Below are 14,338 nucleotides of genomic sequence, written 5' to 3' on the forward strand. Positions count from 1 at the left end.
ATGCCTGCAACGCTGCCTGACCCCTACGTATACAGCCCCGACAATTGGCTGGCGGTACCCGATCTGACCACAAACCAGGTCCGCTACTGGCCCATGCCCTGCCATAAGGTAACGCACCAGCTGGTGAGCGAGGAACTTGCCAACTACCTGCTGCGCACGGTACCGGGCGCTTTCAATGATCTGCTCGATGAGCTGCCCGATGGCGTGCGCGACGACGGCGATCGGCAGCCCACCACCCTGAATCTGCTGGCTGGTACCAATAACATAATCAGCCGGTATATCTGCACGGGCGGTTACACCCAGCCTAAATTCTGGCGCGCGAGTCAGGCGCTGGCCGTGGCTGTCATCAATCCCGCCCTGCTGGCCGATAATGACGGCGGTACCATCTCGCTGGAACGGCTCGAAGTACTGGGTCTCGATGATCTGCTGATGCTACTCATCAGCCAGGCTAAACCCGCGACAATATTGGCGTTGTGCAGCCGGTTGAGTAGCGCGGGTTGCGGCTCGCAGCCCGCCATTGAAGTCGCCAGCTACCTGGTAGCTGACCTGCTGGAGCCAATCGTGCCCCCATCCGGGACTACGACGCCCACGCCCACGCCCACCCCAACGCCCACCCCGACGCCCACTGTGCCCAGTAAGCCGACACTGGTACTGCGTGTAGAGGTCAACAACTGCGATAAGGTAGCGGGCTGGATCATTGACACATCCAATCCGAAAGTGGCCCAGTCGGTCGACATTTTTGTGAATGATAAGCTGGTCGCCACCGTCACGGCCAGCAAACTGCGCGATGACGTAGCCAAGACCTTTTCAGGCGACGTAAACAGCCTGTACGGCTTTGAGTGGATAAAGCCGGCCAGCCTGCGGGATGGCTCTTCGCATAAGACCCGCGTCTTTGGCCGCGATAACGCTGTCGAGGCTGAATACGCCGGGTCGACCATCAGTGGCCCCTGCGGTACGGCGCCCAGTGAACCGACGCCCGCGCCGGTACGTGTGATTCAGTACCGCATCGATGGGCCATTCTCCATCCCTGAGCAGGGAGGAGATAAGCTGTTCTGGGTGACCGAGCGGCTCAGTTATCCCGATAAGGCCGAGCGCCGACGTACCGCCGTCAGCAATTTCCGGCTCAAAGAAAACGATGTGCCCTCGCTGGTGCTGACGCCCACCGCCAATTCGGCGGAAGTCATTCTCAACCTGAGCAGTATCGACAAGACAGTTCGCAAAACACTGGTCGCTGAATTTCCCGAAGGCGGTTCGGCCGAAATGACGATCGAACTGGTCGACACGAGCTGTCACCGCCCATCGGGTCAGGATTACAAGCCACTTCTGGTGTGGAATGCCGTGCCAGCCGGGGGCGGCAATGCCCGCACCTTCGATACGCTCGACGATGCCAACAATACGCTCGGCAAGCATTTCGATGATAGCAGCCCACTGAAGCTCGACGGCTCAACCTTTGCCGCCGAAATGGCCAACTACAATGTGGGTACCGACGTGTACCTGTACTGGTCACCAGGTGTTGACTCTTGCGCCCGCGTGTCCGACCGAATCTATTATGTGCTCAACGGCGACTCCAGCAACGGCCAGAAACTGGCCATTCAGGTGGTGGCCGGCAAGATTGCCGCTGTTAAACGCTCTGATTACAGCACGCCTACCGGTGCCCCCCAGCCCCCTAACAGCTCGCTGAGTGCCATTGCCTACGGCTACACCGGGGTAAATGACCAGTACTCGGGGGATCTGCTGGTGTTCGCCAAAAACGGCACCCAGCCAGCGAACGGTATGGCCGATACCTCAACGGTGCCGACAACCGGCTTCAGCAACGGCAACCAGACGCTGGACGATAACTCCTCGATGTCGACGATCGACAACTACCTGAACCAAGCCGACGTGGTGCCCCGCTGGGTATCGCTGCTCCAGGCGGCTAAGCAGGCCGGCTACAGCTACGTAGGCCGGGGTAGTGGTATCGATAACCCCGGCGAAGCTATTCGCTACCGGGTGCGCGGTAACCGGAGCGAGACCGGCTACAAGGAATACACGTTCATCACGCCCAACTACGACGTCGCGGTTGGCCTCACCCAACTCTATCCCGCCCCATGATCCAGGCAGTCATTCAAAATCAGGCCGCCAAAACGATCGGCTATTTCGGTGTCGATGACACCAACACTTGTGGAGATAAAGCGGGCCTGTTTCCCGAAAAGCCCACCCCGGCTCAACTGGCTAAGGTGAATACCTTACCAGCTGGACAGTACCGCTCGCTGTGCGTCCGATCGGCCAGCAAGATCACCGCGCTCTACGTGGCCCGCAACCCCGACGGTGCGCTGTCGTTTTACGCCAGTGGGTCCGGCACTATAACGCTGGTGCTGACGGCGCTGGGGGGCGGAGGCTACAACCAGACCAAGGTGATGACTACGGCTGACGGCCCCTACAGCCGCGACGGGCTGTTTACCGGCTCGCTGGTGTACGGTTCGCTGTTTGGTAATACGGCCGACGCCCAGTACCAGCTGCTGGCCAAAGACGACGCTGGCGGCATTGACGGCTACGTGCTGACGCTGAACGACTCGACGCCGGCGCAGGCCCTGAAAACGGCCTCGTCCAAACTGACGGCGCTCTACGTCGCCCGCAACAGCGGAGGGTCGCTGTCATTTTACGTCAGTGGGTCGGGAACGCTCACCCTGACGCTGGCCTGCGTGGATGGCACCTCCACCTACAGCCAGACCAAAGTGATGACGACTGCCGACGGTCCTTACGGCCGTGACGGGCTGTTTACCGGTACGCTTGCCTATGGCTCCCTGTTTACCAATGTACCCAATGCCCGGTTTGGACTAACGGTTCGCGACGATGCAGGCGGTCAGGAACAGTTCAGCTTCAGCACGACCGATACCGGGCCGTTTCAGGTACTGAAAGCCGGATCGTCGACGGGTGGTGGCTCGGGTGGTGGCTCGGGTGGTGGCTCGGGTGGTGGCTCGGGTGGGGTGCCCAGCCCGACTATCAAGGGCAAGATTGACCACATCAGCCCCTCGCGCCGGCCGGATTTGATGCAGATCGTAGTAACCGCTTATCAGGAAGCTGACGGTTCATGGTGGCTCAAATTCGACGATAGCGCAACAGGTATCACCGAGAAATTCTACCGGGGTATTGGCGAAGGCTCTTGGATCACCCTGGCTCAGCTACGGGCACTGCGGGTACCAGCTGGCTACCTGTACGCCATCTCGTGTATGCAGATGTCGTCGCCCGCTGACGACAGCAAAATCAATGATCAGACGGCGCACTGCGTCCAATTTATTTACACCAGCTAGACATGGGAGTACCACTAATTAAAGACCGAACCCTGCCCCGTCAGCCCGGAAAAGAATACGAAGAGGTGCCCCTGGTGACAGATGGCTCGATGAACCTCAATTTCCGCAACGGGGAAACCTATTCGCAGGCACCGACCAACGCCTGCGACTTCCACGGCTACATCGACAAGAACATTCACTATATGCTGAATGGGGGCGTCATCACGCCGGCCGGGATGGCGTACATGCGTACGATGTTTATGAAGGATGCCAACATCCAAGACATCAATCCGGGCAAGCCGTTTAACCAGTTTACAAAGGACGAATGTTACGCAGTTGCCGAGTTCCTGTGGGCCAATAAAGGGCCATTTGGTATCGTTAGTGGCGAGGCTCAGGAGTCTGGCAGTGACTGGCGTTTCCAAACCGACTACGCTCCTCAGCAGTGTAAGTGGGTGCTGGAAGGGCTCTCTAAGCTAAAGGAAAAATACGCCCAGTTCATCAACCTCGGCGCGTCGTACGCAGGTCCTACCACGTTCTGGCCTACCAAGTCGAACCTGGCGGCCGTGAGTGATGCGTGTAGCGACTTCAACAAGCTAAAGCAGTTCCTCACTAGCTACGAATGGGGGTTTGCAAAATACGTGTCGATGGATATGCACCTAACCGGTGCCCTGCCGCAGGTGAATTTGTACATGGTTCTCAACAACGGCTGGGACCAGTACTGGAAATCCCGGCTAGGGCTGCTCATGATGGGGCAGTTCCTGAAGGGCGTTAACCTCGACCCACGCGACCAGGGCGGCTTCGGCTGGTGGCGCTGTGCTGCCGGGATCGACCCGTTCACTGAACAATACCAGATCGATTTAGGGAATGGTCTGGTAGCAAATACAGCCGACTTTAACATTCAGAACCCGCAGTTGCAGTTTGCCACGGCCGCTATGGCCATGCAGACGATCCGGCACGTACTTGGGTGGGATAACCCCTACGTGTTTGGGATTGACCGCAACAAGATCGCCCGTCCTGACAACACCGGTCGATATAGCCTGTCAGGTTCGACAAACGGGCGAACGCTCATCGACAATGGTCGATTCAAACCCGCTCCTCCGCAGAGTGGCGTCGACTACGCATTCCCCAACGTCTATTATGGCCCTAACGATTTAGGTGCACTCGCTGCGAAAATGCGGTGTCTGAGTACCGATTTCGTTAACGCTTGGCCCGGCCCTGTGAAGTGGCGTCCTGCCGGCACATCGACCTGGAAAACACTCGATCACACCTATTACCCGAGCAGCTGCTACAACAAGGAGCCCGACGTAAACATGGCGACCGATGGCGTCAATACAGCTGGTGGGAAGCGCGTGGTTACCATCTACGGCGCAGGCCGGGGCGGTACGATCGAGATCGACCTGGGCGGCTCGAATAACGTGGCCACGATCACCTATCCGGGTGAGGTCTATAAGCAATACGAAATCACGCTAACCTAATCGCCATGCCACTATTTGCGCTCAAACGCGAACACGAAAAAATCAAGCGGGTCGAAGATCCTGGAAACCCTGAAACGTGGCCTAACGCGCTATACGAAGAGAACACCCGCTTGCTGGCCGACCGCTACTGGTATGCCGAGCAGGTCACGGCCGACAATCCTGAAACGACCGAAGACGGCACGCCCATCGCCGAAGGCAATTACTGCATGTGGTATCGCTGGTCGGACGGTAGCTACCGCCGAACCGAGTCGGAACGTGAGTACTTCGAGAAGACCTACTTCGACGTCGACGAGCTACCTGACCAGTCCTGAACCTTTATTCCATCATTCTTTAACGAGTCAACACCGTGGCTACCGAACAGGATACCCGTAACTTAATTACTTCCGAACTCCCCGATCGCAACGCGGCCGGCTCGACCCGCATCAAAGCAGCCGCCTTGCGAAAGGTGCTGAACTGGATCGTCGACTACATCAAGAGCTACTCCCCCACGTTCTTCAACGCGCCTAATGGCGACGGGAGCGCCCTTTTTTCGGACAATCAGCCCGGTCTGGGTCTGATGCGCTTTCTGGGCAACAAGATTATTGGTGCCTCGGACTTTGGGATGATCAACATCAACTTGGCTGGGGATGGCTTCAGCTTCTGGCAGCAGCTGACGGCCACTAAAGACAAACTGCTGATGGCCGTGCGTCGGAATGGCGTCGCTATCGGTACCGACAATCCGGAAGAGTTATTGCACGTGGCTGGTCGCATCAAAACGTTTGGTTTGGTGGCTATCGGCGGGACGCCCACCGCCAGCCTACTCGGTACCGGACTCGGCACAGGGGGGACAGTCAGCATGGGTAGCGGAGCCACTGATCAGGCCGGTATGTTCATCATTACCACGGGCAGCAATCCGGGCGCGACGCAAATGGCCCGCATCAGCTTTGCCAACAAAGTAGCACGCACACCCACGGCCGTCATGATTTCGGGCTGTAGTACATCGTCTGGAAACCATCTCGGAAAGCTGGTTCTCTATGCCGAGTCATCGAGCGCCCTGATACTTACGGCGAGCGATGGGTCGATACTGCCCGCCAATTCAACATTGTCCTTCTACTACCAGGTTATCGTATGAAAAATCAGCTTGTTATTCCTATCAGCGACGACCCAATCACGGGACTGCCGCGCCAGGCTTCACTGGAAGCCTTTATTATCCAGTCCGACCTGAACATGACCATCCGCGCCCGGATCAGTTACCTGACCCCGGATGGTGGGCCGAAGCTAGCCGCCATTGCGGAAGACGTGAGCCTGTCGCCCTACCAGAAACAGGTTGCCGCCGAACAGTTTGTCGATCGCATTACCAATCGTCAGACGGGCGGCTCGTTTGTACTGCCGGCGACCGGTCAGATCGTCGACGAGTCGACCGCGATGGCCGTTGCCCAGCGCGATTATTTTCAGGCCATTGACCTGGGTGACCTCAAGGCGCTGGGGCTAACGATCAACGATCAGACTACGCTGGCCGAACTGATGTATGCCGTACTAGGCATGGAAATCCGTAAGTCCGACGCCCGCAAGGAAATCTAGTGCTCACGCGTCATCACGCCCGTCACGAACCGCCCGATCTGGACCTACCAGCTTCGGGCGGTTTTTTATCTCTAACTCTATGAAGCACCTCATTTTGTGGGCGGGCCTGCTGCTCTCGCTCAGCTGCTCAGCGCAAACCATTCAGCCCTTCGACATGACCGTGTTCCGGGGCCAGATCAGCGAAAAAACCCTGCTCCTGTTGCTGGCAGACTCCTCCAGGAGTGTGAGCGCAACGGCCTACTGGGATCGGTTCGGGCGTATGCTGCCAGCTGATCAGCAGCCCATCCTGATTCGCTCCGCCCGGCCGGGAACCAGCCTGGTCGTTCGGCTGCAAAACACGCTCAATCTGCCGGCATCTGGTGGGTGGATCGAAATTCGTGTCGGTGGCCAGATCCGGGCCAGCGGCCGGCTGATCGTTACCCAGGTCCGTTCGCCAACGACGGCTTCCATCGACGCCCCCAGTGGTGTCGGCGAGGGTACGGTAAAGTTTTGGCGGCTCAGCAACGCCGTCAGCGGACAGGAAATCCGCCACGGCTCAAGCAGCCGCTTGGTCAGTGCCCAGTTCTTCCGCGACGATACCGGGCAACTAGATCCGCTAATCCGGATCGAGATCATCGACGAGAACCGGATTCGACTCATTGCCCCGCCCGGCGAAACCGTCAATGGCCAGCTCACGACTATCATCATTCAGAAGCTTACCCAATAATCAATCCGTAACAATTAACCATCCATCTCAATGAAACCATTTCGTGGTTTACTCGCCGGCCTACTGCTGGCAACCGTTTCTCTTTCCGTCCAGGCGCAGACGCAGGTAGCCAAGCGAGACACGGCCGCTACGACCCAGGCCAATCGACTCCAGTTGGGAGCCGATGACACGCGTATGGGTCAAAAAGGATCTACGGGCAACTTCCGGGGCTTCGCTTTCAAAGACGAAGTTGTTGCTGCCCAGGGGTCGGCCGTGCAGACGGTCAATAACAAAACGCCAACGGCGGGCAACATCAATATTTCTGCCACTGATGTCGGCCTGGGTAACGTCAGTAATACCTCCGACGCTAACAAGCCAGTTTCAACGGCTCAGCAGCAGGCGTTCGATCTGAAGGCCAATCAGGCCACATCGGTTTACAGTGACGCGGTGGCCAGCTATTCTGCCCTTTCCAGCTACACAGTGCCCAACGGGAAAGCCTACCTGATCACGGTGCGAAGCGATGAACGCTACAAGAAGAGGGATGGCAGTAACTCGATCAATACGCTGTACTGGAAATCGGTCTCCAGCGACGGCTCGACGACGACTCTGTATAAAGTCACCTTTATCGACGAGTCGAATTGATCCGGATGCTGACACTGCTACTCACGCTCGTAGTGAGCGTGAGTAGCTATGGGCAATTAGCGACGAAGGCGCAGTGGGGTGTGGCCCGGTCGACGGATAGCCTGAACGAAACGCGTGACGGCTTTCTGCTTGGGCCAGGAGCCGGCCGCTACCTGAAAGTGTTGATTGACTCCAATACGGCCAACTTGGTACGTAAGCAGCCGCTACTGACGACCAGTAGTAATGTCGTGAGTGGCACGCTAACGGCCGGTAAAATCTTTCTCCAGGGAGCTACTGCCGCTGAAACCGCTAGAAACAGCATCCTGCCGCTTCCGGGTGGTGGGGTCGAGTTCGGCGGTAATCCACGGCTTTCAGCTGCGGGCATTGGCGCGGGCGGGAATCTCGACGTGAAGCCGGACGGCAACCTGTATTTCTTCAGCAACGGTAACAGTAGCCGGTCGCTGTTTCTGCACAACGAAGGTATTTCTGTCAACCGGAACACCAACACGGCCCGCGCCGGGTTCGACATCGGCTCAGACGTTTGGGTTGATGGTAACCTGAAACTACCTACCGTAGACGGCCGCTGGTTCGGCTTCGATGGCTTGTCTTCCGGTCAAACCGTCCGGCTTCGTATGGGCGACCCCACCGGGGGACTCGATGTAACATCAGGCGCGGGCATGACGGTAAAGGCTTACCACGGCATTATCGTACAGAATCAGGCCGGGGGCGCTGGACCAGCGCTGCGAGTCAATGGCTTGTCGAGCGGTCAGAACCTGTTCGAGTTTTACGACGCAGCGAGCGCGTTACGGGCGTCGCTGTCGCAGGCGGGTATTTTGTCGTTGGGCGCAGGCGGGGGCGTCCGATTCGCTGACGGCTCGACGCAGACGACAGCAGCGGGTACGGCCGCGCCGATATCTGTTACGATCGCAGCGAGTGAAACGGCCCTATTGAATGCGATCGCAGCGGCTACCGTTCCGACCGTCGTCAGTTGGACCGGCGTCATAACGCAGACGCAAACGATTGTCATAAATAACAAGACTGAACTGTATTTGGACTGCTACGGTAAGGGCGGGCTCAGTCGATCGAATTCGCCCGATCAGATTTTGGTAAATGGCAATAACAAAAACGTCGGCTTTCGCGGTATCGCCTTTGTGAACACAAATACAACCGGAACCAACGGTGCGCAAATCCGAATCAACGAACAAGGGCCGGAAGACGGGATTTTTATTGAAGACAATACCTTTCTGAACGCAGGCACGAACAATAATTCGATTGCGTCGAATGCGTCAGGCGGGGCGCAGGACCAGTTCATTACGTCGCACAAACGTTTCTACATTCGCCGGAATACATTCGGCGGTTCGGTTGGCAGCGGTACGGGTATTTCGCGCATGGCGATCGAATTACTTAATCACTCAGCAGACGGGCCGGGGCCGATTCAATACTGCGAAGAATTTGTAATTGAGGATAACAAAATTTACAAACCGGGTACGGGTAGCGACGACGGTTTCGGTATTTCGTTGTCGGGTTTGATCCGTAAAAGCCGGATCAAAGGGAATACAGTTATTGACGCCGAACGGTATTCTATCGAAATCGTTTTGGGGGCGAATATTCTCGTCGAGGATAACACGGTCATCGATATTGACAACTCGTCAGTAGGCATTAGCATTTCTAACGGCTATAAAGCTGAAAACGCAATACCGGCAGGCGCAAATCAGAATATAATCGTAAACCGGAACCGGATAAACGTAAAACAACGGGCGATCCTAGCGTACTACGTCAGCAATTCGATATACACGCGAAACATCTTCAAAAGTCAGCAGCGTAACGAGTTTATTGGGAATGAAAACGTTTTCGCGAACAATACTATCGACGTTTACAACGACTGGAACGCCTTGTATTTTGCCCGTTCGAGCCGAAACAAGATCGTCGATAATACAGCGACGACGTACTATCACGGTAACGGCATTTACACGTCGTCAGTTATATTCTTTGACGCCGGATCAAACGACAGTTACGTGCGTCTGAACACGCTCACGCGGCCGACGAATTCGTATAACGTTCACATTGAACAGGCCAGCGGAACAAGCAACGACACCGGGGCGGGGTTCCAGTCGGCAACCAATACGCTTAACACCTACGCGGAGAAACGACCTAACACCCTGGGGAATGACCAGATACAAGTCGCAACTTACCAGGATATGATTAACCTGGGCACGGTCACCGTGTCGACTACCGTCTACGTCCTTGCCGACGAGAAAAATAATCCCGGCGCACTGAGTGTGTACACGCTGCTACCATCGGGCAAACGCGTTCGGTTTGCCGCCATCGAAGACAATTAACCGCATAACGTCCATGAAAAAAGCACTAATTATAGCCCTGCTGAGTCTGGCCACCCTCAGCGCATTTGCTCAGTTCCCCGTCGATCAGGCCCGGCCAGGTCGGGTGTACACATCGATTAAAGACCTGGCCCAATCGGAAGGGCAGGAATATTACCTCGGTAGCCGGGGGAAAATCGTCGTCACCGGTACGGTGTCGGCCACGTCGACCAGTGAGGTCAGCTATACGTTTACCTCCGGCAACCTGCCCAGCTACTTCGCGCCGGCCGGCATCGTGGTGCTGCACACGATGGATTACCGGTTCGACACCAAAATCAAAGGGTACTACTACACCCCGTTCGGTAACTCATCGACGTTTGCGACCTACACCAATACGCAGCCGTTTTTCAGCGCCAACGCCAACGAACGACTGACCCGCCCGGTTAGTCAGTACCTGCTCCCCACCCAGTCGCCGACGGCCGCCGTGCTGACCGAAGCCGCCATCCCGGTTAGTAATACCGCAACCTTACCAACCATCGGATCGACCCAGTCGCTGACCATTGGCTACGAAACGGGCTGGTACGGTAACCTGATCTGGGACATGAACATTGGAGCCAGTAAGTGTGTCGACATCTGGGGCGATAGCATCTGGAATGCGGTGGGCCCTACCACCTGGTCGAATAATTTCGCCTACCTGTTGCGGGATTATTTTACCGACAAGGGCTATAACTACCGGCTCAGAAACCGCAGTGTGTCCGGCTCGACCACGCTCGATCACCGCAATTTCTGGTACGCGGGCCGAACGCTGGCTGACCCCCCGGCGGTGGTATTTATTCCGCTCGGCACCAACGATCCGGACGCGATGAGTACCAGCGACAATATTTTGTACCTGGTCAACAAAGCCCTTACGACCTACACCACGCCGACCAACAAAGTGCGGGTTGTCGTGTGTGGTATCCTGCCCAAACTCAACAGTACCGCCGAAACCACCGCGAGTAATAAGCGCAGTGCGATTAAATCGGCGCTCGAAGGCCACGCCAAGTATAACTCGCAGGTTTTCTATGTCAACTCCCTGACGACCGCCTGGACGGCGACGACGGCCAGTAACTATCTGGCCGATGGTGTTCATCCGGTCGACGCGGCCGAACTGACTGCTTGGGGCTTACTGAAGACCTGGCTCGATGGCTACAACGTGACCGGCGGCAATACCATTTTTTCGGCCCGTTAAAACGCCCGTCATCACGCCCGTCACGAACCGCCCGAACTGGATCGACCAGCTTCGGGCGGTTTTTATTTCTGACGACTGATGGAATCCTTTCTCTTGTTGTTTATCGCCCTTGTGCTGGCGCTCCTATTTTTTCCTGCTGGCATTCTGACCACGCTGATCCGCTCACTGATTCGCTGGAAACGGGTTTCCTTTTCTGCATACATCGCGCAGGCCGCCCGAAGCCTTGCGCTCAGTATCGACCGGATGGGTAACGTCGTTTGCAGTGATCTGCTGGAACTGACAATGACCCGCGATACGGGTAATTACCTGTTCGGAAATAGTGTGGAGACAATCAGCCTAGTGCTTGGTATGAACAAGCACCTGGGGACGCTTACCCGATTCGGTACCGGCTTAGCCTGGTTGCTCAATCTCATTGACCCCGGCCACGTAGAGCGGGCCGCTGGTATGCCCATTATTCCACCACCAGACCCCTCACAGGTGCTGATTCGCGCCTTTCTGAAGCAGTACTGGAAACCCGCGTTGGCTTTTGCGATCGGAGTTTTGACCGTTCACCTGATTCTATACATCCTATGATCGGTATCACCAACGATCAGGGGCTTAGGCTGGAGCTTTTTTCAAACCAGAACCTGGTCACTGAACAGGTTGCCGCCTGGCTCGTCGACGACGAGTTGCCCGGCGAATTTTCTTACCCCATCGACGCGCCTCTGACGGAGAATAATCAGCGGTTCGTTGCCCACGGCTACCGGCCCGATTCGGCATCCCCGCGCCTGATCATGCCGGTAACGGTGTCGTTTGGTGGTATCCTGTACCGTCGGTGCCAGCTGGCCTACAAACTCCAAAATGGGAAATTGAACGCCTATCTGAAGATCGACAGCGCCGAAGTATATGATAAACTTCGTAAGCTGAGTTTGCAGGAAGCCCTGGCCACGCCGATCCGCATTGGTGATGGTGTCGTTGGGGCAGTAAACGGTATCGCCACCGTGCTACCGCTCAACGAGCGGCTGACTCAGGTTGCTGCGGCACCGCCCGGCACGTGCGCGTTCGCGGTGTTCCCCATTCGTAACGAAACATTCTTCGAGGACGACTGGCGAATGAAGGTACCAGGAGCCATTCCTGATCCCCAGCCGTATGTTAACTGGTTCACCAAGACCGGCAGTAATGGGGTAGGTAATTTCGTGGCCGACTACCAGTTCGGCGACGGGGTAGTACGTGGGTACCCGATTTGTCCTCAGCTATATCTTTGGTGGGTACTGGAGCAGCTGATGCTACTCGCTGGCTACCGGATCGAATCGGATTGGCTCGCCCAGGAAGCCATTCAACGATTGTGCATTCTGAACCTGACGGCGCTTCCGATCATCGAAAACAAAACGCTCGATGAAGCCTTCGGCGGACGACGCTTTATTCCCGGCCAGTGCCTGCCCGAGATGGACGTGTCGGAATTTCTGAAGGCCATCAAACAGCGATTTGGTTTGTGCTTCACCTTCAATGCCAATACGCGGATCTGCACCATTGCCCAGTTCGTCGGCGCCGTGGCCCAGGGGCCAGCCGGCAACCTGACTTCCTACCAGGCTGGTTCGTACGATACGGCCGAGCCGGACGGCCGTGGTTTTGCCGTAACGGAGTACTTCGACCCCGCCGACGAGCTATACAAAGATGCCAGGGGCCAGACCATTCAGCCCGACCCAATCATTATAGGCAAGGGGGGACAGCCGATCAGTATGAAAGTGGGCACCTGCCAGTCGATCTATACCGATTCGACGGTCAGCAACGGAAAGTGGCAGGTACCCACCGTCCGGCAGGCGGGCAACCTGCTCGACCCGGCCTACAGCGCATCGGATCGGTACCTCGATCAAACCGGGAAGCGTCGTAATAACGTGGGCCTGCGCCTGCTGAGCTACGAAGGAATGCAGCAGGACAGCACCGGGGCCTACTATCCCTTCGCGTCGACGGAAGTCTGTGAGCTGGCTGGCCGGAATGGCATCTGGCTTAAGGGTCTCCGGCAGTATTACTATTTCCGGGATCAGACGCAGCGGATTACCCAGAAGATGCTGCTACCGGCACCAGTCCTGTCGACCATGCAGCTGCACCGCAGTTACAGTTTGAGTCTGAACGATAGAATCCGGCGGGCGTATCTGATCACGAAGCTACAGGCGGAAGCCCCCGGCCCGGAGGGGAAACTCACGGCGCGGCTGGAATGCCAGACGATTCCTTCGGGTATCGATCAGGCGGCCGACGTCGACGAGGCATTCGTTTATCTGGAGCTGGTCAACGAAACCCAGAAGCAGCTAGCCGGGCCAACCTCATCCGTGATCAACGCCAATTTCTACGATCAGACCAAATTGACCGTCAAGGTGTGGGCCGATCGGAATAAGACCAGGGCGGCCATTGTCGGCAAGCTACCGGTCAAACTGCGCTTCCTGAAGAGTTGGCCAGTCAAGAAAAACATCACGCAGCTGGAGGCCGGGCAGGTCCGCACGGTCAACTACCTGGAAACCGTTACGACCTACGACATCGTCGGCTCGCAGATGGTGATCGAGCCGGCGCTAAAAACCTACCTGTTTCTGACGGGTGAGAACGTGTGGGAGGAGTTTCAACTAGTGGTTCAGCTTGATCCGGGGGAGGGGTACGGTATACTATGAGTGAGTTAGCCACTGCCTACCGGTATCTGGACATCAACCAGAAGATTAACCTCAAAACTGTCGTCAGTAAATGGCTACAGTTTGCACGTGAACGATTCGGAGAGGATCTGGAGAAGTTCGTTTACAATCGTAAACGGTCGAGTCGGAAGCGCCCCCTGCGCCGTAGTTACAGACTTAAATCAGATTGGAGCACAGGCATGAATATGAGCGGAAACGACGTCAATTCTGCCTTTCTAAGTTTCCTGCTGTACGGTCGGTTTGTTGACATGGGCGTAGGAAAAGGGACCGACTACGCGACGAGCCAGTACCAGAAGGTCAGGAAGAACGGCGAACCTCGCAACCGCAGGCCCGCCCGCTGGTATGCCAAGCGAAAGGGCTACGAAACCCACCGATTGCGCGAACTGCTCGTGGATCACTACGTGAGCATCCCAATCACCACTATTGAAAATGCGCTGACCGGTAGTGTCAGCATCAGCGTGTAATCGACGGCACGCACCACCACAGCACTAGTTACAGGGCCTCACCGCAACGCTTAAACCAAGCAGT

At 56.7% G+C, this 14,338-nt stretch carries 13 protein-coding genes; all 13 read left to right on the forward strand.

The window, feature by feature from the left end:
- Positions 1-2,091 (forward strand): hypothetical protein, encoded by a 2,091-nt coding sequence (locus HH216_RS14890; RefSeq protein ID WP_169551520.1) that lies wholly within the window; start codon positions 1-3, stop codon positions 2,089-2,091.
- On the forward strand, positions 2,088-3,290 hold the full coding sequence (locus HH216_RS14895) for a hypothetical protein (RefSeq protein ID WP_169548916.1): 1,203 nt from the start codon (positions 2,088-2,090) through the stop codon (positions 3,288-3,290). Before HH216_RS14890 ends, HH216_RS14895 begins: the two co-directional genes overlap by 4 nt.
- Positions 3,291-3,292: 2 nt before the next feature.
- Entirely contained in the window at positions 3,293-4,744 is a 1,452-nt protein-coding gene (locus HH216_RS14900) for a hypothetical protein (protein WP_169551521.1), read from the forward strand.
- A gap of 5 nt (positions 4,745-4,749) precedes the next feature.
- A complete protein-coding gene (locus HH216_RS14905) occupies positions 4,750-5,055 on the forward strand; it encodes a hypothetical protein (RefSeq protein WP_169551522.1) in 306 nt (101 codons plus the stop codon).
- A 35-nt stretch (positions 5,056-5,090) separates the two neighbouring features.
- Positions 5,091-5,855 (forward strand): hypothetical protein, encoded by a 765-nt coding sequence (locus tag HH216_RS14910; protein ID WP_169551523.1) that lies wholly within the window; start codon positions 5,091-5,093, stop codon positions 5,853-5,855.
- Positions 5,852-6,304, forward strand: coding sequence for a hypothetical protein (locus HH216_RS14915; protein ID WP_169551524.1), 453 nt, complete (start codon positions 5,852-5,854; stop codon positions 6,302-6,304). The genes HH216_RS14910 and HH216_RS14915 overlap by 4 nt, the downstream gene beginning before the upstream one ends.
- A 79-nt stretch (positions 6,305-6,383) precedes the next feature.
- Positions 6,384-7,010, forward strand: coding sequence for a hypothetical protein (locus HH216_RS14920; protein ID WP_169551525.1), 627 nt, complete (start codon positions 6,384-6,386; stop codon positions 7,008-7,010).
- Between the two features lie 30 nt (positions 7,011-7,040).
- Positions 7,041-7,631, forward strand: a complete 591-nt coding sequence (locus HH216_RS14925) for a hypothetical protein (protein ID WP_169551526.1) — start codon at positions 7,041-7,043, stop codon at positions 7,629-7,631.
- 5 nt (positions 7,632-7,636) lie between these two features.
- Positions 7,637-9,949 (forward strand): right-handed parallel beta-helix repeat-containing protein, encoded by a 2,313-nt coding sequence (locus HH216_RS14930; RefSeq protein WP_169551527.1) that lies wholly within the window; start codon positions 7,637-7,639, stop codon positions 9,947-9,949.
- 13 nt (positions 9,950-9,962) lie between these two features.
- Positions 9,963-11,153: an SGNH/GDSL hydrolase family protein gene (locus HH216_RS14935; protein ID WP_169551528.1), complete on the forward strand. Its 1,191-nt coding sequence runs from the start codon at positions 9,963-9,965 to the stop codon at positions 11,151-11,153.
- A gap of 78 nt (positions 11,154-11,231) precedes the next feature.
- On the forward strand, positions 11,232-11,726 hold the full coding sequence (locus HH216_RS14940) for a hypothetical protein (protein WP_169551529.1): 495 nt from the start codon (positions 11,232-11,234) through the stop codon (positions 11,724-11,726).
- A complete protein-coding gene (locus HH216_RS14945; RefSeq protein WP_169551530.1) occupies positions 11,723-13,792 on the forward strand; it encodes a hypothetical protein in 2,070 nt (689 codons plus the stop codon). Before HH216_RS14940 ends, HH216_RS14945 begins: the two co-directional genes overlap by 4 nt.
- Positions 13,789-14,274 (forward strand): hypothetical protein, encoded by a 486-nt coding sequence (locus HH216_RS14950; protein WP_169551531.1) that lies wholly within the window; start codon positions 13,789-13,791, stop codon positions 14,272-14,274. The genes HH216_RS14945 and HH216_RS14950 overlap by 4 nt, the downstream gene beginning before the upstream one ends.
- Positions 14,275-14,338 lie beyond the last annotated feature (64 nt).

This window comes from Spirosoma rhododendri, assembly GCF_012849055.1.
Classification (GTDB): domain Bacteria; phylum Bacteroidota; class Bacteroidia; order Cytophagales; family Spirosomataceae; genus Spirosoma; species Spirosoma rhododendri.